Origin of the sequence: Mycobacterium aquaticum, from assembly GCF_002086485.1 — a bacterium.
Lineage (GTDB): Bacteria > Actinomycetota > Actinomycetes > Mycobacteriales > Mycobacteriaceae > Mycobacterium > Mycobacterium aquaticum.
In genome coordinates, this window is sequence record NZ_MVHF01000012.1 from 1 (window position 1) to 20,220 (window position 20,220).

The 20,220-nt window shown below is 67.3% G+C and carries 19 protein-coding genes; 12 read left to right on the forward strand and 7 right to left on the reverse strand.

The genetic code is table 11. The annotated features are described in order from the left end of the window. Window positions 1-1,045 (reverse strand): DNA polymerase Y family protein (locus BST13_RS14145; protein WP_095533555.1); only part of this gene is annotated, 1,045 nt, incomplete at its 3' end. A gap of 36 nt (window positions 1,046-1,081) precedes the next feature. Beyond that, entirely contained in the window at window positions 1,082-1,780 is a 699-nt protein-coding gene (locus BST13_RS14150) for a hypothetical protein (protein WP_083164666.1), read from the reverse strand. A 286-nt stretch (window positions 1,781-2,066) separates the two neighbouring features. On the opposite strand from BST13_RS14150, the gene BST13_RS14155 reads away from it, so the two are divergent. The 8 genes from BST13_RS14155 (at window position 2,067) to BST13_RS14190 (ending at window position 11,215) form a co-directional block, all read left to right on the forward strand. Beyond that, window positions 2,067-2,354 carry a hypothetical protein gene (locus BST13_RS14155; protein WP_029367725.1) on the forward strand — a complete coding sequence of 96 codons (288 nt, stop codon included), beginning with the start codon at window positions 2,067-2,069 and terminating at the stop codon, window positions 2,352-2,354. Window positions 2,355-2,388: 34 nt separating this feature from the next. Beyond that, window positions 2,389-4,002, forward strand: coding sequence for a S53 family peptidase (locus BST13_RS14160; protein WP_083164667.1), 1,614 nt, complete (start codon window positions 2,389-2,391; stop codon window positions 4,000-4,002). Further along, entirely contained in the window at window positions 3,999-5,930 is a 1,932-nt protein-coding gene (locus BST13_RS14165; protein ID WP_083164668.1) for a zinc ribbon domain-containing protein, read from the forward strand. The genes BST13_RS14160 and BST13_RS14165 overlap by 4 nt, the downstream gene beginning before the upstream one ends. A gap of 106 nt (window positions 5,931-6,036) precedes the next feature. Continuing rightward, a complete protein-coding gene (locus BST13_RS14170) occupies window positions 6,037-7,023 on the forward strand; it encodes an alpha/beta hydrolase (protein ID WP_083164669.1) in 987 nt (328 codons plus the stop codon). After that, window positions 7,020-7,874 carry an SDR family NAD(P)-dependent oxidoreductase gene (locus tag BST13_RS14175; protein ID WP_083164670.1) on the forward strand — a complete coding sequence of 285 codons (855 nt, stop codon included), beginning with the start codon at window positions 7,020-7,022 and terminating at the stop codon, window positions 7,872-7,874. The genes BST13_RS14170 and BST13_RS14175 overlap by 4 nt, the downstream gene beginning before the upstream one ends. After that, window positions 7,874-8,794, forward strand: a complete 921-nt coding sequence (locus BST13_RS14180; RefSeq protein WP_083164671.1) for a ferritin family protein — start codon at window positions 7,874-7,876, stop codon at window positions 8,792-8,794. Before BST13_RS14175 ends, BST13_RS14180 begins: the two co-directional genes overlap by 1 nt. Window position 8,795: 1 nt before the next feature. Further along, on the forward strand, window positions 8,796-10,310 hold the full coding sequence (locus BST13_RS14185) for a flavin-containing monooxygenase (protein WP_083164672.1): 1,515 nt from the start codon (window positions 8,796-8,798) through the stop codon (window positions 10,308-10,310). Next, window positions 10,310-11,215 carry a MerR family transcriptional regulator gene (locus tag BST13_RS14190; RefSeq protein WP_083164673.1) on the forward strand — a complete coding sequence of 302 codons (906 nt, stop codon included), beginning with the start codon at window positions 10,310-10,312 and terminating at the stop codon, window positions 11,213-11,215. Before BST13_RS14185 ends, BST13_RS14190 begins: the two co-directional genes overlap by 1 nt. A 67-nt stretch (window positions 11,216-11,282) precedes the next feature. On the opposite strand, the gene guaA is transcribed toward BST13_RS14190, so the two are convergent. Together guaA and BST13_RS14200 are read right to left on the reverse strand one after the other, a co-directional pair. Continuing rightward, window positions 11,283-12,842, reverse strand: coding sequence for a glutamine-hydrolyzing GMP synthase (gene guaA, locus BST13_RS14195; protein ID WP_083164674.1), 1,560 nt, complete (start codon window positions 12,840-12,842; stop codon window positions 11,283-11,285). Window positions 12,843-12,875: 33 nt separating this feature from the next. After that, window positions 12,876-13,445 (reverse strand): TetR/AcrR family transcriptional regulator, encoded by a 570-nt coding sequence (locus BST13_RS14200; RefSeq protein WP_083164675.1) that lies wholly within the window; start codon window positions 13,443-13,445, stop codon window positions 12,876-12,878. 75 nt (window positions 13,446-13,520) lie between these two features. On the opposite strand from BST13_RS14200, the gene BST13_RS14205 reads away from it, so the two are divergent. Continuing rightward, window positions 13,521-14,399 carry a TauD/TfdA dioxygenase family protein gene (locus BST13_RS14205; RefSeq protein WP_083164676.1) on the forward strand — a complete coding sequence of 293 codons (879 nt, stop codon included), beginning with the start codon at window positions 13,521-13,523 and terminating at the stop codon, window positions 14,397-14,399. Between the two features lie 9 nt (window positions 14,400-14,408). Here BST13_RS14205 and BST13_RS14210 read toward each other — a convergent pair whose 3' ends face one another. Next, window positions 14,409-16,367: a YhgE/Pip domain-containing protein gene (locus BST13_RS14210; RefSeq protein ID WP_083164677.1), complete on the reverse strand. Its 1,959-nt coding sequence runs from the start codon at window positions 16,365-16,367 to the stop codon at window positions 14,409-14,411. Window positions 16,368-16,369: 2 nt separating this feature from the next. Continuing rightward, window positions 16,370-17,134, reverse strand: a complete 765-nt coding sequence (locus BST13_RS14215) for a hypothetical protein (protein WP_211296093.1) — start codon at window positions 17,132-17,134, stop codon at window positions 16,370-16,372. 143 nt (window positions 17,135-17,277) lie between these two features. Between BST13_RS14215 and BST13_RS14220 the strand changes: the two genes are divergently transcribed. Continuing rightward, complete coding sequence (locus tag BST13_RS14220; RefSeq protein ID WP_083164678.1) at window positions 17,278-17,907, forward strand: TetR/AcrR family transcriptional regulator; 630 nt, start codon at window positions 17,278-17,280, stop codon at window positions 17,905-17,907. A 15-nt stretch (window positions 17,908-17,922) separates the two neighbouring features. On the opposite strand, the gene BST13_RS14225 is transcribed toward BST13_RS14220, so the two are convergent. Further along, complete coding sequence (locus tag BST13_RS14225; protein ID WP_083164679.1) at window positions 17,923-18,948, reverse strand: Gfo/Idh/MocA family protein; 1,026 nt, start codon at window positions 18,946-18,948, stop codon at window positions 17,923-17,925. A gap of 126 nt (window positions 18,949-19,074) precedes the next feature. Between BST13_RS14225 and BST13_RS14230 the strand changes: the two genes are divergently transcribed. Further along, complete coding sequence (locus BST13_RS14230) at window positions 19,075-19,599, forward strand: hypothetical protein (protein ID WP_245839614.1); 525 nt, start codon at window positions 19,075-19,077, stop codon at window positions 19,597-19,599. A gap of 137 nt (window positions 19,600-19,736) precedes the next feature. Further along, the gene (locus BST13_RS14235; protein ID WP_083164681.1) at window positions 19,737-20,069 is read left to right on the forward strand and encodes a hypothetical protein; all 333 of its coding nucleotides are present in this window, start codon (window positions 19,737-19,739) and stop codon (window positions 20,067-20,069) included. Window positions 20,070-20,220: the final 151 nt, after the last annotated feature.

Here is a 20,220-nt window from a genome sequence, read left to right on the forward strand (position 1 = left end):
CGCCCACCCCGCCCCACAACGGCAGCTGCAGCGCCGCCGCGGACACCACCTCCACCGGGCGCAACCGCAGCACGGTGACCGGCGCGGTGGGCTTCTCGGAGGTCCGCCGGTTCAGCCAGCCGTCCAACTGCCAGCGCACCCTGTCGGCAGTGGCATCCTCGGTCAGCGGTTCGGCGCACCGCCACACCCGTTCCAGCTCTTCGCCGTTGGCGGTGACGGCATGGATGGCCAACCGGGTGCAGCCGACACCCGCCGCCTCCAGGCTGCGATGCAGGGCACTGGCCAGTGATCGCCCGGCGAAAGCGGCCGCGTCCATCCGCTCGATCGGCGGATCGCAGTTCATCACGGCGTCGAGTTCGGCTGCAGGGTCCCTGCCCGACGGTCTCCTGGCCGACTCGCCCCGGGCGAAGGAGTGCGCGACCACCGCATCGGCCCCGAACCGGGAGGCCACATCGGTCCGCGACAGTTCGGCGAACTGACCGAGGGTACGGATCCCCATGCGCCACAACAGGTCTGCCAGGTCTTCACGGCCCGGCGCCGCCAAGGCAGGTTCGGTGGCCAACTGCCGGATGGACAGCGGGGACAGGAACTGGGCATCCGCACCGGGTTCGATGATGCGCCCTGCCCGGGCGGCGAAGACCGCGGTGGGCAACTGATCCGCGATGCCCACCTGACATTCCGCCCCCGCCGCGGCCACCGCGTCTACCAGCCGTTCGGCTGCGGCCGGCTCGGATCCGAAGTAGCGTGCCGCCCCGCGCACCGGCAGCACCAGCAGACCCGGCCGCAGCACCTCGGCCCGCGGCACCAAGTCATCGACTGCGACCGTGACGTTCTCGAAGTGGCGGGCATCGCGAGCCGGATCAGCGGCGACGACATGCAGATACGGACACCGGGCCTGGGCCTCCCGCCGACGCAGCCCACGCCGCACCCCCGACGCCCGCGCCGACGCCGAGCACGCGACGACCCGGTTGGCCAGCGTGACCGCGACCGGAGCGGTCGGTTCCAAGCCCGCCGCGGTGGCCGCCGCGACAGCGGGCCAGTCCATGCACCACAGCGCCAGCACTCGAGACGCCGACACCGTCTAACCGCCTGCCACGCAGACTGATCCGGCGGCACCCCGCATCGCCAGCCGGACCCGGCCGATCCGGCCCCGCCCGGGTGCGGGCGCGCCCCCGCCCGCACCGGTCACGTCGTAACCGCAGACCCTGGCCTCCAACCGGGTGGACGCACCCTGCCAATCACCGTCGGTGACCAGCAGCGTGCATCCTTTCTGCCGGGCCCGCGCCACCATCACCCGGGCCCGGCTCGGCGGTACCGCGCGCCCACCCAGACCGAGCAGTACCAGGTCCATCCCGTCCATCAACACCGATGCCACCTCGACCGGATCGGCCCCCGGATCCGGAATGACCGCAAGCCGGCTCAGATCGGCACCCATTTCCACCGCGGCCAGCAGCCCGACATCGGGTTGCCCGACGATCGCGGCGTGCCCGCCTGCCGCCGTCACCGCCGCCACCATGCCCAGTGGCAGCGACCGGGCGCCCGACATCATCGCGACGGTCCCGCGCGGCAGCGTCGTGGGCAACCCGGCAGGCGTCGGGCCAGCCGGGGATTCAGGCAACTCCAGCAAAGAATCACCGGCAGGAATCGCCGCGCCGGCCCGGCCCACCCCGCGATGCGCCGGACCGACCTTCCCTGACACTGCGGCGATCTTGCGACGCAGATGTTCCACCTGTTCAGCGCGGGTAAGCCGGCCCAGTTCAAGGTCCGCCGCAATGGTCACAGCAGCACCTCCAACACCATCTAAACCACGCTGCATTCGAATATATGTTCGATACCCCGAGTAAACACCCACACCCCGACACCGTCAAGCCGCGGACGGTCGGATCGCAGCCGTCGGCAACACCACCGGGAATGCTCCTGCACCCTTTTGGGCTTTAAGTTAAAGTTCGACTACCAAAACCCACTTCGGGATGGGACTGGTGCACGATCACCCGATCGTGCGGAATCGCAAAACGATTCGCCGAAGGCCAGCGCTCAAATACCGGGGGACAAGTGAGGACACCATCATGAGGTCTGGGCAATTGACTCGTCGGCTCGCCGTCATCGCCGGCGGCGCCGCTGTCGTCGGGATGATTTCGTTCACCGCGTCGTGCGGCACCAAGGAGAAGGCCCCCGAGACGACGACGCCGACCACCACGACGACCACCACCACCACGACGACGACACCGGCCTATCCTGCGCCGCCGCCTTCGGTCGAGCCCACCGAGAAGTCGATCAACCCCACCGGTGGCAACCTGTTCACCCCGACGGTGAAGGCGCCGCCGCCGGTGACCGCCATCCCCGGCGACCACTAGAACCACGCGAGGTTCGTTCGTCAGTCGTGGATCCATGACCCGGCCGCGCGTCATCCCCGGGTACGCACTGCTGACGTTGATCCTGGCAGGAGCGCTGCTCCTGGCCTCGGACCTGCGGGCTACCCAAGCACCGGGCGTAAGGGCTCCCATCGGGGGTCCTTACGCCCAATTGCTTGCTGCCTCAACCGATCTCGGGCCTTCCCGCAATGACTCGGTTCAACTCACCGTGGCCCTGCAGAGCCGGCTACGGCCGGCGGCGCTGTACAGCTGGGCCGACGGGCACCGCCTGTCGGTGCGCTGGCGCTCCGGCGACCCGTGGGCCATCGTCGACGGTGCGCCCGCCGACATGGCGACCGCCTTCGGCGTCGACATCCACGACTATCTGGGCAGACGCGGCCAGGTGTTCTACGCATCACCGCAGCAGCCGGAGGTACCCGAACCACTGCGCGGCGAGGTCACCGAGGTCGGCCGGCTCCTCGGCTACACCCCGCCCCGGATGTCACGGCCGGACCTGTCGAACCTGCCCACCGATGTCCCCGACCGCGGGCTGACCCCGACGGCGCTGCTCAACACCTACAACCTGAGCGGGCTTGCGCGACAGGGTTACACCGGCAAGGGCACCACCATCGTGATCTTCGCGTTCGACGGTTTCAAGCAGACCGATCTGGACACCTTCGCCACCACCTTCAACCTGCCGAGGTTCACCCCGATCCTGGTCGGCGGACAGCCCAGCGAACCTCACGGCGAGACCACCATGGACCTGCAGGTCGCCCACGCCATCGCGCCCGACGCGCGCAAGGTGGTGATCAACGCCCGGCCCACGGTCCAGGGCGACGGGGCCTACGAGAAGATCGGACAGATGCTCCAGTCGGCGGATGCCGACTATCCGGGTGCGGTCTGGAGCTTTTCCATCGGCTGGGGCTGCGACAAGCTGATCACTGCCGCCGACCTCGCCCCGGTCCGCTCCGCGCTGGCCACCGCGCACTCCCACGGCACCACCGCGTTCAACGCCAGCGGCGACCTGGCCGGCCTGGAATGCAAAGGCGGACAAGACTGGTCGTCGCCACCGGGTCCCGATGACGTCGGGTTGGACTCGGTCGCATCGCTGCCCGAGATCACCAATGTCGGGGGCACCACGCTGTCCACCGACACGGACGGCGGCTGGCTGGCCGAGCAGGCCTGGTTCGACGTACCGCTGACCCAGGGCACCGGGGGCGGCGTCTCGGCGCTGTTCGTCCGACCGGACTGGCAGCGCGGGCTCACCGCGCCCGACGACGGCGGCGCCCAGCGGCGGTTCACCCCGGATGTATCCGCGGTCGCCGACCCGTTCACCGGGGTGAAGATCGTGCTGAACGACCAACTGCTGGTCGGCGGAGGCACCTCGCAGTCGGCACCGCTGTGGGCCGGGATGGCCGCGGTGATGAACCAGTACCTGCTCGCCAACGGCGGCCGCGAGCTGGGTGACCTCAATCCCCTGCTGTACCGCATCGCCGCCGGGGCTCCACTGCCCGCCTTCCACGACGTCACGCTCGGCGGCAATGCGGTGGCCAGCGCGGGCCCGGGCTACGACCTGGTGACCGGCCTCGGAACGCCCAACGTGGACAACCTCGTCAAGAACATTCTGGTCTGGCAGAGAGCGAACCCATGAGTATCGATCCCGGCCTCGACCCGACAGGTCCCGCGACGATGCGGTGCGAGGTCTGCCAACTCGAGGTCCCCGCGGGCCAGTACTGCGGGCTGTGCGGAGCTCCGCTGTCGGAGCACCGGGGCAACGGCCCGCACTGGCTGCGGGTGCGGTCTTTCAGTGCCGCTCCCGGTCAGCACCTGCTGATCCCGTCGGTCACCAGTTCGCTGTTCCCGCATCTGTCGCCGCGGTCGCGGACCGCGTTCCTGATCGGGCTCGGGCTGTTGCTGGCGGGGCTGGTGTCCGCTGCCCTGTTCCGGTTGCCCGCAGCGCTCATCACGGTCGCCGCCCTCGGCCTGCCGCTGCTGTTCGGAATCTACTTGCGCGAGTCCGATGTTCACCGCGACGTCCCGCACAGCACGCTGATACTGACCGCGGTGCTGGGAGCGAGCCTCGGGACCGGCTGGGTGCTCTTGACGGGTGGCGCGATGGCCCGCGCATACGGCGTCCCGCTGGGCATGGGTATCACCGGATCGCGCATGCTGCGCGACGGGATCGGCGTGTCCCTGGGTGGCATGGCGCTGATGCTGGTTCCGGTGCTGCTGGTGCGTTTCATCCGCCGGGGGACGCAAGAAGCGTTGGACGGCTACGCGATCGGCGCATTCGGGGCGTTGACCTACTGCGCCGCGGCGACGATGACGCGCCTGGCCCCGCAGTTCACCACCGGCATGGTGGCACGGGACCGGCCGATGAGCGGGCTGCTGATCGAGGCAGGCATCCGCGGCGTCGCCGTGCCGACAACCGCCGCCGCGGTGGGCGGGCTGATCGGTGCCGCACTGTGGTTCACCCGGCCGCCGAACAAGGTTTCGGTGCACCGCGGGTTCGTGCGCATCACGCTACTGCTGTTCGCGGTCGGCGTGATGATCCTCTACGCCGGGCTGGGCCTGATCGACATCGCGCGATTCCCGCAGTGGCTGCAGTTCGGGCTCTACATCGCGCTCGCTGCGGTGGCACTGCTGCTCCTGCGGGTCGGGGTCCATCTGGCGTTGCTGCACGAGGCGCAGGACGAGATCCACACCGACGAGCCACTGCTGTGCGCGCAGTGTGGGCACGTCGTGCCCGACGCGCCGTTCTGCGCGCACTGCGGGGCATCAACGCATGCCTCGTCGCGCAGTTCACGTGCGGCCCGCAGGACAGGTCGGCCGACGCGACAGGACGAGCCCGGGGAGATCACGGTCGGGCTGCTGCCCGGATACTCCCTCCACAAGGGAACATTCACCGCCGCACCCGTGCACAAGACGTCCTACACCGGGCTGGCCCTGGCCCTCGGAGTGGTCATCGTGGTCGTGGCGGCCGGATTGGTCGGGCTCTCGGCGGTACTGCAGAAGCCGGCGGCGCGCTACGTGTGCCCACCGAACTGCGGTTCCCCGCCGCTCGGGCAACCCGTCACCATCAATCCGCTCTACACCGCGCCCGACGGTTCGTTCACGGTGGCGTATCCGGCCGAGGGTGCGGCCTACAAGGTCACCACCAACGATCACGGCATCATGGCGAACCTGCTGGCCGGCGACGGCGGCACCATGCAGCTGTTCAGCAGGCCGGCAGCCGGGAAATCGCCGAAAGACATTGCGGTACAGCTGGTTCACCAGACATTCCCGGACACCAAGACGGCCTACGAGATACCCAACACGATGGTCGGTTATCAGCCCGGGTTCGGGCTTGCCGCCGATTGCTGGCCGCAAGGCTCGACCAGCAGCTACGCCCGGATGCGGGTGATCATCATGGTGGCGGTCAAGCACGATCTGGCGCTCATCGCAGCGGCCGTGGGGCCGTACCGCCAGTTCGGCCCGGACTCCGGTTCCGGCAAGCCGTCCGGCGCCAATCTGCAGCTTGCGTTGGATATGGGGAAGTACGTCAACAGTTTCCGTTGGCGCGGGGACCCAGCCCGGTAATCGATCGACCGCATCGTCCGGCCATACCGCCGTCCCCAAATGATGGCATTGACAAATGTCATCATTTGTTGGTGTACTCAGCGAACCACTTCGACGAGGAGGTTCGATGGCCGACCCTGTCATCCCCCGACGCGGATCGCTGCGATCCCGTGGTGCGGCCGCGATCAGCACCCTGACGCTGCGACAGTTGAGCGCAGCGCTTCCTCCCGAGCACATGCTCGGACTGTGGACATCACGGTGGCTGATCGCCCTGATCATGGACACCTTCGGCCCCTCTCTGGCAGGCACCCGGGTGGAGCCCGTCGATGTACGGATGGCCGATGGCAGGCGGGTGATCGGTGAGTGGGTGCGTGGCTCCGGTGTTTCCACCGCGACGCCCGAACGCGCCATCTACTACGTGCACGGCAGCGGGTTCGCACTGTGCTCGGCACGGACTCACCGGCGTCTCACGGCGTGGCTCTCCCAGCGGACGGGCCTGCCGGTGTTCAGCATCGACTATCGCCTAGCCCCCGAACACCGATTCCCCACTGCCGCAGACGATGTGGCTGCCGGCTGGGACTGGCTGTGCACCGACGGCGGGCTGGCCCCCGAGAACGTCGTGATGGCGGGCGACTCCGCCGGAGGACACCTGGCTGTCGACCTGTTGCTGCAACCGAATACGGCGCATCCGTCTGGCCTGGTGTTGCTGTCGCCGCTGATCGACCTCACCTTCGCACTCGCCCGAGCCCGCGAACAACTGCGCCGCGACCCGGCGATCAGGGCTTCCGATGCTGCACGTCTGATCGGACTGTATTGTGCGGGAGCCGATCTCACGCATCCACGGCTCACCCTCGACGTCGCGCGCGGACGCGCCATGCCCCCGACGCTCATCCAGGCCGGCGGCGCCGAGATGCTCGTCGCCGACGCCCGCAAGCTCGACACCGACATCCGCTCCGCCGGCGGGCACAGTGAACTCGAAGTATGGCCGGACCAGGTACATGTCTTCCAAGCCCTGCCGCGGCTGAGCCCCGACGCGGTCGCCGCGACGGGCCGCATCGCTCGTTTCATCTCGGAATCCTTGCAGCACAACGCCGTCAGAGAGGTGGCCGGATGAACTTCTTCGGCAGCAACCGCAAACGCAGCCACGGTGCAGACGCCGTGGTCACCGGCGCGGGCAGCGGCATCGGCGCCGCGTTCGCCGCAGAACTGGCCCGCCGGGGTGGCCGGGTGGTGTGCAGCGACATCGACGAGGGCGCCGCGCAACGGACCGCGCAGGCCATCACCGCCGCCGGCGGTGATGCACTTGCGCTGCGCTGCGACGTTTCTCGCATCGAGCAGGTCGAGCAGCTCGCCGAGTCAGCGCAGACGTGGTTCGACGGCCCGCCGTCGCTCGTCGTCAACAATGCCGGCGTCGGGGCGGGCGGGCAGCCCATCGGCGAGATCAGCCACGACGACTGGAACTGGGTGCTCGGCATCAACCTGTGGGGTCCGATCCACGGCTGTCACGTTTTCACCCCGATCCTGCGTGGCGCCGACGGTCAACAGCCGCGCGGCATCATCAATGTCGCGTCGGCCGCGGCATTCGGGGCGGCACCCGGCATGGCGGCTTACAACGTGAGCAAAGCAGGAACGCTGTCACTTTCGGAGACCCTGTCCGCCGAACTGTCCGGCACCGGCATCAACGTCACAGTGCTGTGCCCGACGTTCGTCAAGACCAACATCGTCGAATCCGGAAGGATCACAGCACAATCCACGCAATTGGCCGACCGCCTCATGCGATGGACCGGCTTCTCCCCAGAGCGCGTCGCCCGCATGTGTCTGGACACCAACGACCGCGGCGGCCTGTACTGCATGCCCCAGCCCGACGCCCGGATCGGTTGGGGCATCAAACGACTCACCCCGACCGTGTACACCCGCGCCGTCGGCCTCACCACCCGCTTCACCAGTCACGAGGAGGTTTCGTAATGGCCATCGACATGGATGTGATGCTCGCGAAGATCAAGGACCGGCAATGGGCCCTGGCCGACATCGACTGGGACGCCCCGGGAGCCGAAACCATCACCGACGAGATGCGGCCGAAACTCAAGGCGTTCATGGCCGATCTGTGCTGGATCGAGAACGTCGGAGCCCGCGGCTTCGCGGCACTCGCCAAAAAGGCACCCACCCCGACCATCGCCGAGATCTACCGCTATTTCCACGCCGAGGAGCAGCGGCACGCCAACGCCGAACTGGCACTGATGAAGCGCTGGGGCATGCTCGAAGACGGTGAGATGCCCGAACCGAACGTCAACATCCGGTTGGCCATCGAATGGTTGGACACCTTCTCCGACAACATGTCTCTGTCGGTCCTCGGCACCGTCATCCCGATGCTCGAGGTCGCGCTCGACGGCGCGTTGCTGAAGTTTCTGCTCGAAGAGGTCGACGATCCGGTCTGCCACCAGGTGTTCGAGAAGATCAACAACGACGAATCACGGCACATCGCCGTGGATTTCGAAGTGCTCAACATGATCGGGCATGCCAGCATGCGGCGGCTCGCGGTGGAGTTCGTCGGCAATGTGGCCTCACCCGGCGTCATCATCGGCACCCTGATGTACGTTCCGCTGCTCAACCGCATGCGCAACAACATCGTCGACATGGGGCTGCAGCCCGAGAAGCTGTACAAGGCGATGATGCGGTTCAAGGAACTCGGTGGCCGCGCCGAATACACCTGGCGGGTACCGGCTTATCAGCTGCTCAAGCTACACGGGCGGATGGTCACCAACCCGCGTCACCCCTACCACTGGGTGGCCAACCCCATGGTGTGGGCGTCCGACCGCTACCCGAAGGCCCTGCTGCGGCCGATCCCCAGCTGGTTCAAAGAGCTGACCCACGAGCCGGCGGCCTGACATGCGCACCTACGACACACTGATCGTCGGTGCCGGGTTCACCGGCATCGGCACCGCCATCAAGCTCATCGAGGCCGGTGTCGACGACTTCGTCATCCTGGACCGCTCCGACCGGGTCGGGGGAACCTGGCGGGACAACACGTATCCCGGTGCGGCATGCGACGTTCCGTCGCTGCTGTACTCGTTCTCGTTCGTCAAGAACCCGGACTGGTCGCGGGCCTACTCCCCGGCCGACGAGATCCGTCGGCACATCGAGGACATGGTCGACGCCTTCGACCTGCGCAGGCGCATCCAGTTCGGCGTCGAGGTCAACGGCCTGTCGTTCGACGAGGCCGAGGGCGTCTGGACAGTGAAAACCACAGGCCGTGGGCGCTTTCGCGCGCGCTCCGTCGTACTGGCCTCGGGGCCCCTGCCTGACCACAAGTGGCCCGACATCCGTGGCCTGGATACCTACGAGGGTCACAAGATCCACAGTGCGAACTGGGATCACGACTACGACTTCACCGGCAAGCGCGTCGCGGTGATCGGTACCGGCGCCAGTGCCGTGCAGATCATCCCGGAACTGGTGAAGACCGCAGGCTTCGTCAAGGTGTTCCAGCGCACTCCGGGGTGGGTGATTCCGCGGTTGGATGTTGCCACGCCCCCGGCCGCGCGGGCGCTGTTCGCGAAAGTGCCTGCCGTACAAGAGCTTGCCCGGCAGATCCTGTTCTGGGGCCATGAGGCCAGTGCGACGGCGCTGGTGTGGAACACGCCGCTGACCGGGCTGGTGGCCCGCATCGGCAAGGCACATCTGCGCAGGCAGGTCGCCGACCCGTGGCTGCGCCGTCAGCTCACCCCCGATTTCACCCCGGGCTGCAAACGCATGCTGGTGTCCAGCGACTACTACCCCGCGCTGCAACGCGAGAATTGCAAACTCATCGACTGGCCGATCGCCACCCTCAGCCCGGTCGGCATCCGCACCAGCGACGGTATCGAACACCATCTGGACGCCATCGTGTTCGCCACCGGATTCGACGTTCACCTCACCGGGCCGCCCTACCCGATCACGGGACTGGGCGGGCGCTCGCTGGCAGAAGAATGGGAGCGCGGCGCGCAGGCCTACAAGAGCATCAACGCCCACGGTTACCCGAACCTGTACTTCATGACGGGCCCCAACTCCGGACCGGGCCACAACTCGCTGCTGGTATATGTCGAAGGCCAGATCGACTACGCCGTGTCCGGCATCAAGACGCTGCTGCGCAACAACCTTCGCTACCTCGACGTGCGGGCCGACGTCCAGCAGCGTTACAACGAAGTTCTGCAGAAACGGCTCACCAAGACCACCTGGATGACCGGCTGCAACAGCTGGTACCTGACCGCCGACGGATTCAACGCGTCGATGTACCCCGGATTCGCCACCCAGTATCTTCGACAGATGCGGGATTTCCGGTTCGGCGACTATGAAGCAGCGGTGCGGGACGCGCCAAATCCGACGTCAGGACGCGACGCGCACGTCGCGATCAGTTCGTCGGCCTGATGGCAGGCGCCAAGCCGCCCGGGCAGCAAGCCGGCGCGATCTCGGCCATCCTCACCGGGCTGCGCCGGGCGCCGCGGCAGATCCGGCGCAGTTCGCGTGACGTCGTCGAAACCGCCGTCACGCAACTGTTCGACGCGGCGGTGCAGCCGCACGGTGTCGCGGCATCTGGCGAATATCGTCTCGACGAGCTGGCCCGGCTGGCCGGGACCACCACCCGCAACATCCGCGTGTATCGCGATCGTGGGTTGCTGCATCCGCCGCTGCGGGTCGGCCGCATCGCGCTGTTCAACGACACTCACCTGACCCGGCTGCGGCTGATCACCTCGATGCTCGACCGGGGCTACAACATCGCCCACGTCCACGAGATGCTGTCGGCCTGGGAGCAGGGCAAGGACATCGGCGACGTACTCGGTCTCGAAAGCGCCATCGTGGGCAACTGGGCCACCGAGAAGCCCGAACGCATACCGCTGGCGCAAGCGCGGGATCTGCTCGACGACGACGCAGCGTTCGACCGGCTGGTCGGCATCGGCGTGATCAAGCTCGACGGCGAGGACGCAATCATCTTGCGCCCCAAGCTCATCGAGGCATTCAACGAGATCCGGCAGTACGGCGTGCCGATCGGCACCCTGATCGACGTCCATGAGCAGGTACTGCCGCATCTCGACGCGATCAGCTCGATCCTGGTGCGGGCCGGCGTCGACCAGGTGGCCGGGAGGATCAAGCCCGGCGAATCACTGCCGCCGGATACCGAAGTGGCCGAACTGATCACGATGCTGGTGCGCTTCCGCACCCAGGCCGTGTCCGCCGTCAGCGCCACGCTCGCGTCCTCGATCGAATCGACCATCGAGTCCGTCGTCGGTCAGCTGCTCACCGAGTACGTCGAGAAAGCCGGCGAGCAGACGTAGCGGTCCCGCAAACCGCGCGTGTCGGGGTACCGCCATGTCTGCTCGCGGGAGAAACGACCGGGAAAACCTACTCCCACTCGATGGTGCCGGGCGGCTTGCTCGTGACGTCGAGCACCACGCGGTTGACCTCGGGCACCTCGTTGGTGATGCGCGTCGAAATCCGTTCCAGCACTTCGTAAGGCACCCGGGTCCAGTCCGCGGTCATGGCGTCCTCACTGGAGACGGGGCGCAGCACGATCGGGTGGCCGTAGGTGCGCCCGTCACCCTGCACGCCGACCGAGCGGACGTCGGCGAGCAGTACCACCGGGCACTGCCAGATCTGTTGATCCAGACCCGCGGCCGTGAGTTCCTCGCGGGCGATCGAGTCGGCGCGGCGCAGGGTGTCCAGCCGCTTCGCGGTGACTTCGCCGACGATGCGGATACCCAGCCCGGGGCCCGGGAACGGTTGGCGCCCAACGATTTCCTCCGGCAAGCCGAGTTCACGGCCGACCGCGCGCACCTCGTCCTTGAACAGCAGGCGCAGCGGTTCGACGAGTTTGAACTTCAGGTCGTCGGGCAGGCCACCGACGTTGTGGTGGCTCTTGATGTTGGCGGTGCCGGTGCCGCCCCCTGATTCGACGACGTCGGGATACAGCGTGCCCTGCACCAGATATTCGATCTCGGCTCCGGAGCTGCCGAGGGTGTCCCGCACCGCGCCCTCGAAGGCCCGGATGAATTCGCGGCCGATGATCTTGCGCTTGCCCTCGGGGTTGGTCACCCCGCCCAATGCCTGCAGGAAGCGATCGGCGACGTCGACCGTGACCAGCTTGGCGCCGGTGGCGGCGACGAAGTCGCGCTCGACCTGTGCCCGCTCGCCGGCCCGCAACAGGCCGTGGTCGACGAACACACACGTGAGCCGATCTCCGATGGCGCGTTGCACCAATGCCGCAGCCACCGCCGAGTCGACACCACCGGACAGCCCGCAGATGGCCTGCCCGTCACCGATCTGCTCGCGGACCGCCTCGATGAGTTGCTCGGCGATGTTGGCGGGCGTCCACGTCGGTCCGATGCCTGCGAACTCGTGCAGGAAGCGGGTCAGCACCTGCTGGCCGTGCGGTGAATGCAGCACCTCCGGGTGGTACTGCACCCCGGCCAGCTTGCGGGCCCGGTTCTCGAACCCCGCGACCGGGGCCCCGGCGCTGCTGGCGATGACGTCGAATCCGTCCGGGGCCGCGGTGACGGCGTCGCCGTGGCTCATCCACACGGGCTGCGTTGCGGGCAGGTCCGAATGCAGATCCCCACCGGACACCGTCAGCTCGGTGCGGCCGTACTCACTGGTCCCGGTGTGTTCGACGGTGCCGCCGAGCACCTGGGCCATGGCCTGGAACCCGTAGCAGATGCCGAACACCGGCACGTCGAGGTCGAACAGCCCGGGGTCCAGGCGCGGCGCGCCGTCGGCGTACACGCTGGCCGGCCCGCCGGACAGCACGATCGCCTGCGGATCGCGTGCCTTGATCTCCTCGACGCTGGCGGTGTGCGGGACGACCTCGGAGTAGATCCGAGCCTCGCGAACGCGCCGCGCGATCAGCTGGGCATACTGCGCGCCGAAGTCGACGACGAGAACGGGGCGGGGAGATTCTGCTGCCACCGGCTCAGTCTAGGAGTTGACGCGTCCCGATCCTCATTCCGGCGTGAGCATCCGGGCGATCTGTGCGCCGACGGCCGCGCGCACCACGTCCTCGCTGACCTCCTCGAGACCGGTGGCCGATCGCAAGAACGGCTCGAACAACCGCCAACCCATTTGCAGCGCAACGGCATTGGCTGCGGCCAGGCGTCCGTCGCGGTCATCGGCGAACCGGGGTACCACCCGCTCCACCAGCATGGCCACGTTGGGGAAATGGGACTGCAGCTGCCCCACGGGGTAGCCGTCGAGCAGGGCGCGGGCCATGACCCGCATGTGCCGGTCCATGGCCTGTTCGATCTCACCGGCCGGAGCGCCCGTGTCCAGCAGAACGGTCAGTGACTCCCCCAGGTGGTCGAGCACCGCCCCGACCAGACGTTCCTTGGTGCCGAAGTGCCGGTAGACCAGGCCGTGGTTCACCCGTGAGCGGGTGGCGATATCCCGAATGGAGGTGGCAGCCGGGCCGCGTTCGGCGAAGAGCTCGGCCGCTGCGGCCAGCGTGGCCGCCACCACCTCGTCACGACCGACGGGAGCGGTCCCAGGGTGAGGCACTGGCGCATCTGTAGTCACCTGGCTACACTAGCCCACATCAAGCTGTAGTCACTCGACTACACCACGTTCCACCAGCGACAAAGGACCTCAACCATGACGATTGCCACCACCGGTCTCACCGTCACGAAACTGGGCAGCCGCATCGGCGCACGCATCGACGGCGTGCGACTCGGCGGAGATCTCGATGCCGACACCGTCGCCGAGATCCGCAGAGCGCTGCTGCAGCACAAGGTGATCTTCTTCGGCGACCAGCAACACCTCACCGATGACGAGCAACACGCGTTCGCGCGCCTGCTCGGGACCCCGATCGGCCACCACGCGCTCAAACAGGACGGCGTCCCGATCATCACGCCGATCGACTCTGAATACGCCAAGGCCACCCGCTGGCACACCGACGTCACCTTCGTGCCGGACTACCCCGCCATCTCGGTCTTGCGCGCGGTGACGCTGCCCTCCTACGGCGGATCCACGCTGTGGGCGTCCACCGCCGCTGCCTACGACCGGCTGCCCGAGCCCCTCAAACACCTCACCGAGAACCTGCGCGCTGTGCACTCCAACCGCTTCGACTACGCCGCAGCGCCGGCGGTCCAACGCACCGAGACCCAGGAGATCATGCGCGCAGCGTTCGAAAAACCCGATTTCCGCACCGAACATCCGGTGGTGCGGGTGCACCCCGAGACCGGCGAACGCACGCTGCTCGCGGGCGATTTCGCCCGCGGGTTCGTCGGGCTCGACAGCCACGAGTCACACGTGCTGTTCGAACTCCTGCAGCGGCGGATCACCGCACCGGAGAACACCGTCCGCTGGAATTGGGCGCCCGGCGACGTGGCGATCTGGGACAACCGCGCCACGCAGCACCGAGCGGTCGACGACTACGACGACCAGCGGCGCGTCATGCACCGCGTCACCCTGGCCGGTGACGTGCCGGTCGACGTGCACGGCAGGCCCAGCCGGGTGATCAGCGCGGCTTGAGCGCCCGCCTCACATCTTGATAGCCGGTATCAGCCTGTTGAGGTTCCACAGCCGGTCCCGCCGCGCAGACAGGCAGGAGATGGTCATCGCGCCGGCCCAGATGATCACCAGCGCGATGATCGCCTGCCACAACCGGTAATCGATCCCGCCCAGGATCAGCTGACGTAAACCGTTGACGCCGTAGGTCATCGGATCGTACTTGTGGATCACCTGGAACGGTTTCGACGTGGTCTCGACGGGATACATGCCGCCCGCGCTCACCAGCTGCAGCATCAGCAATGCCATCACCAGCACCCGGCCCACCGCAGGCCCGACGAGGGCGTTGATCGCTTGGGTGGCGGCGACGAACGCGCACGAGATCAACACCATGAACCCGAGCATCGCCCAAGGGTGCTCCGCGTGCATGCCGAGGGCGAACCGCACCACGCAGTACAGGATGACGGCCTGGAAGAACCCGATCATCGCCGCGGGCAGGTAGCTGGCGAGCACCACCCGGATCGCCAGCACCTCCGCAGCGATGGCCCGGGTCTGCAAGGGCCGCAAAATCATCCACAGCACCAGGGCGCCGAAGAACAGCGCCAGCGTGAGGAAGAACGGCGCCATCCCGGTACCGAAGTTGGGCGCGGCGTTCTCGTGCGAGGTTTCCAGATTGACCGGGCCGCCGATGGTGTCGGCGATCGCGTTCTTCTGCTGGGTGCTCCAGTTGGGCACCTGCTTCGCGCCTTCAGCGAGTTTGGTCGCCAGCTCGGCCGAGCCCGACCGCAGCTGAGCAGTGCCCGACTTCAGCTGCACCGCACCGTCATCGAGTTTGGCGATGCCTGTGGCCAATTCGGCGCTCCCGGAAGACAGCTGTTGCGCCCCGCTGCGTAGCTGGGTCAGCTTGTTGTTGAGGTCCTGCCCCGTGCTGCCGACCTGGTTGAGCGCGGAGTTGAGCGGGCTGCCGGGAGCGCGCAGGGCTGTGGTCATCGAGATCGCCGCGTTCTCGGCATCGGTGAGTTGTTGCCGGATCTGCGGTGTGAACTGATGCCCGCGCAACTGATCCTGGATCCCGCGCAGCGTCCCGGCGGCATTGTTGGCCAACGGGTCCGGGCTTCCGGACAGCTGGTCGATCACGGTGGTCAGCGAGTTGGCTGCGGTGTCCTGCGCCGTCGCGATCCCGCCGATCTGTTCGTTGGCCTGCTGCAGCGCGGTGGCCCCCTTCTGCAGCTGATCGGTGTTGCCGCCGATCTGCGACAGCGCCTTGGTCACCGTGACCAGCGGGTCGGTGGCCTTGATGATTCCGTCAGAGAGCTGCTTGGCGCCCGAGGCGACCTGCGCCGAACCGGACCGCGCGGTGTGCAGGCCGTTCGACAGCTCACCGGCGCCGTCGTCGACCTTCACCGCACCGTCGGCGAGCTGCTGCGCACCGTCGGCGGCTTGTTTGATGCCTGCACCGGATGAAACCACCACCGACAGCACCTGATTGACCGCCTGTCCGGAGATCCGGGTGGAGACGGCGTTGAGTACCTGGTCGACGGCGGTGCGGCCGATGCTCGACGAGATGTAGTTGTTGGCGTCGTTGTAGACGGCAATCAGGTTGGCCCGCTTGGGTTCCCCCGTCACCGGGGACGCGATCGCCTCGCTGAAGTCCGGCGGCAGCTCCAGCATGAAGTAGTACTTGCCGTGGTCGACGCCCCGGCGCGCCTCATCGAGATCGACGACGTGCCAATCCAGGCTGGCATCGTCGGTCAAGCTCTTGGCGATCTCGTCGCCTGCTTTCACCTGCACCCCGGACACCACTGTCCCGCGGTCGGAATTGACCAGTGCCACAGGCATTTTGTTGACGTGCCCGAACGGATCCCAGTACGCCCACAGGTACAGCGCGCCGTAGACCAGCGGCAGCAGCATCAGCACGATGATCGCCAACCGGGTCATCCGGCTGCGACCGAAGCGCTTGATCTCCGAGCCGAGTGCGAGTCCAGCCAGCATCATCAGTCCTTCCCGGTCAGGATGCGGTGATCGTGTAGATCGTGCGCGGGGGCGTCGGGGCCGAGTGGGTTGGTGACGCCGACCACGACGGTGCGTTGGGTCGCGATGGCGGCGAGACGTTCGATCGCGGTCGCGCGCCTGTCGTAGTCACGCACCTGCTCGAGGTCGCCGACCACCAGGATGGGCCGGTTGGAGAACAACGACAGTGTGACGCGCAGCAGGAACAACTCCAGGTCCGAGAGGTCGCTGATGAAGGACTTCGGTGACGGGGTCGGCACGTCGCCGAACACCAACGCCAGTTCGGCCGCGCCGGCCTGGTCCGACACCTGCGTATACCACGGCGCCAGCCAGCGCCGCTGCTCAGCGAGCACTGTCTGCACGGTCACCGAGTCCGGCAGGTCGTCGATGTCGTCGAACGCCGCGATCGAGCAGTGTTTGCGGATGGCCCGCGGCTGCGTGTCGCCGCATACGGTCACCGTGCCGTGCGTCGGCTTGAGCCGGCCGGCCAGGGTGAGCAGCAGCGCCGTCTGACCCCACCCGCCGGGCATCTGGATGGCGTGAAAGCCCCGCGTCAGCTCCAGATCGACGCCGGAGAACAGCGGCTCATGCTCGCCGTCCACGCCGAGGCCGGCCGCGACGATCAGTGGTTCGTCGTCCGGTTCGTCGGCGTCCGCATCCTCCGGCTCGGCCGGCGACTCGTCCGCCGGTTCGGCTGGGCCGTCGGCGGGCTGCAGGTCAGCCTCGCCCGGTTGGTCCTCTGCGTGCATGCGGTTGCTCTTTCCGTTGCCCGTTGCCGTCACCGGTCGATTCTGCGCGGTATGCCATTGCTGTCCCCCACCGAACCGCCGGATCAAAGTCTGCCATCCCCGACATTTCGATACTCACTGGTATCCATTCGATACTGGCGAGTATGCTGCGGGGTATGCCGTCTGTCAAACCCGCGCGGACCAGGCCGACCCGTGGCGAGGTGCGCGACCGGATCCTCGACGCCGCCCTGGCCGTGTTCGCCGCCGAAGGGTTCGCCGGCGCGACCATCGATGCGATCGGTCAAGCCGCGGGATTCACCAAAGGTGCGGTGTACTCGAACTTCGAATCCAAGGACGAGCTGTTCCTGGCGCTGCTGGACCGCCAGTTCGAAACGCGGGGTGAACTGATCGCGACCGCCTTCGACAACAGTGGCGGCGACACGGTCGCCACGGCCCAGGCGTTGAGTCGCTCCATGCTGGAGTCGATCCACGACCAGAACGAGTTCTACCTCGTCCTCACCGAATACTGGCTACGGGCCGTGCGCGATCCGCAACTGCGCGACCGTCTGATCGCGCGCCGCCGCGCCGCCGTCGAGCAGACCCTGCATGTCGTCAACAACGTCACCACGGCATTGCCACGGCAGAACCTGCTGGCGCTGGCTCAACTGGTCGTCACCATGTCGACGGGGGTCGCCATGGAGGAGGTGCTCCAAGCCGGAACCATCGACGAGACCATGCTGGCCCGCCTCATCGCGGCATTGGTCGAAGCGGCGCCGCACGCCGACCAACGGTAGGGCTGGCCTGTCCCCCTACGCCAGCCGCCGCGCCTCTTCCAGGATCTCCATGGTGCGGACGGCATCGCGCGGATCGACCGGAACGGGTCCTTCGCCGCGGATCGCTGCCGCCACGGCGTCGTAAAAGTCTTGGTAGCTGCCGGGATCCAGCGCGACGGTGACGCGCTCGTCGCCGGCCCCGAAGTGCGCGACGCGGGTGTCGCGGTCGAAGCCCGGGTCCGACGGCATGGCGCCGTCGACCCGCATTGCACGTTCCTGTTGATCGAGGCCTTCCACGACCACGGTTCCCTTGCTTCCCGACAACCGGAACCGCGGGCCCATCACACCCACCAACGACCCCATGCTCAGGCGGCTCACCACACCGGATTCGTGCACCAGCTCGAGGAAGGCGTCATCGTCCGCGGCAGCGCCTTCGCGCACCGTGCGCAACCGGGCGTGTGCGACAGTGCGGACGGGCCCGAGCAGTTGCACTGCCTGGTCCACCAGATGCGGCCCGAGATCGAGCAGGACGCCGCCTCCGGCATCGACCGTCGTCGTGGATTTCCAGTTCTGCCCCAGCTCGGGTTTCCACCATTCGAAGCGGGATTCGAAGGTGTGCGGGGTACCCAACGCGCCCTCGGCCAGCATGCGTCGAATGGTCCGAAAATCCCTGTCCCACCGACGGTTCTGGTAGACGACCAGTGGACGGTCGTGGGTGAGCGCGGCCTCGACGATGCGGTTGGCGTCGGCGACGGTCGGCGCGAAAGGCTTGTCCACCACGACCGCCGCGCCGCGCTCCAGTGCCGCCGTGGCGTGCTCGACGTGCAGTGCGGGAGGCGACGCGACGACGACGAGGTCGAACTGGCCCGACTGCAGCATGTCGTCCGCCGACGCGAAGACCTCGACCGTGGGAGCGAGCGCCCGCGCCCGCTCGGCCCGGGCCGCGTCCGTGGTGACCACGCCGCGCAGCTCGTAGTTCGGATTGGTGGCGAGAAAGCGCGAGTGGAAGAACTCGCCTGCGACGCCGAACCCGATGACTCCGGCGATGAGACGGTCGGTCATGTCAACTCCTCACAGCGGTTGAATAGCAACGTACTCATTGGCGGGGTCAGCGGCGGCAATCCGCCAGGTAGTAACGCGTGTCCGGCTGGAACGCCTTAAGGTGTCGTGATGCGCAGGAGAATGCTGATGGCACTGGTGAGCGCGGCGGTCGGCGCCGGCGTCGGCTTCCCCGGTGTGGCCGTGGCCGACCCGCCGCCACCTCCGCCCCCGCCACCGCTCAACCTCAACGCACTCACGGCGGTGAAACCGTCGGACTTCGCGATGCAGAACGGCGAGTACTACGCGTTCGCGGTGCCGGGCGATATCGCGTGCGCCATCAGCCGCAGATCGGGCAACTACGGCTGCACCGGCCCGCTGCCCGCCGCCCCGGACGGCGCCAACGCGGTCACGGGTGGACAACAGGGACCGCCCACGTTTCTCAACGACAACCGGCCGCTGTTCGGCTTCGAGGGGCTGCCCAACCGGCTGCAGCCCGGATCGCGCATCAGCTTCCGGAATGTGACCTGCGGGACCGACGGCACGGTGACGATGTGCAGCAACTCCTACGACGGAGCGGGATTCGCCCTCACCCCCGGCAGCAGCTTCATCCTCGGGGTGAACAACCCGCTGTTGCTCAATACCGGTGAAGGACGCAACCCCTTCGCCAACTAGGCATCAAGCCCGAAGGCTTACCCGGAGGATAGCTAAACCTTTCCCCTCGGAAGAGAACTATGGCTTCCGGGCGATTATCTCGGCCTGGCTTTTTCGGCACCATTTCTTCTCACCAGCCCAAGAGAGGAAATGCCACAATGACCGATTCCCACCGCAAACTGACCGGCTTCAAGTACGCAGCGACGCTCGTCGGCGCCCTGGCCGTCGTCGCGTTGGCCCCGGCAACCGCGCACGCCCTTCCGGTCAACAACAACGAAGGCGGCGGTTGCCACTACACGGACAAGGATGGTTACGACATCCCGATCGACGAGGGCCAGGATGTTTTTGTCGACGGCAAGATCGTGAGCTGCCGCGGCGGCTCGATCGTCGTCACCACTGCGCCTGCGAGTTCGGGTGGGACCATCAAGCCGTCCAATCCGTCGAAGATCGCCGTCATCGGCACCCTGCCGAGCGTGACAGCAACACGCTGACCCATCATCGGGCGCAAAACGGGAAACTGTGACTTCGCCCAAGTTCAGAATGTAACTGCCGGCTTTCCGGCGGCGGGCGAACACCAATCCGACGTCGGTGAGTTTGTGCTCCCTACTTTTGACGATCACGAATCAGCGGACTCAGATGGGA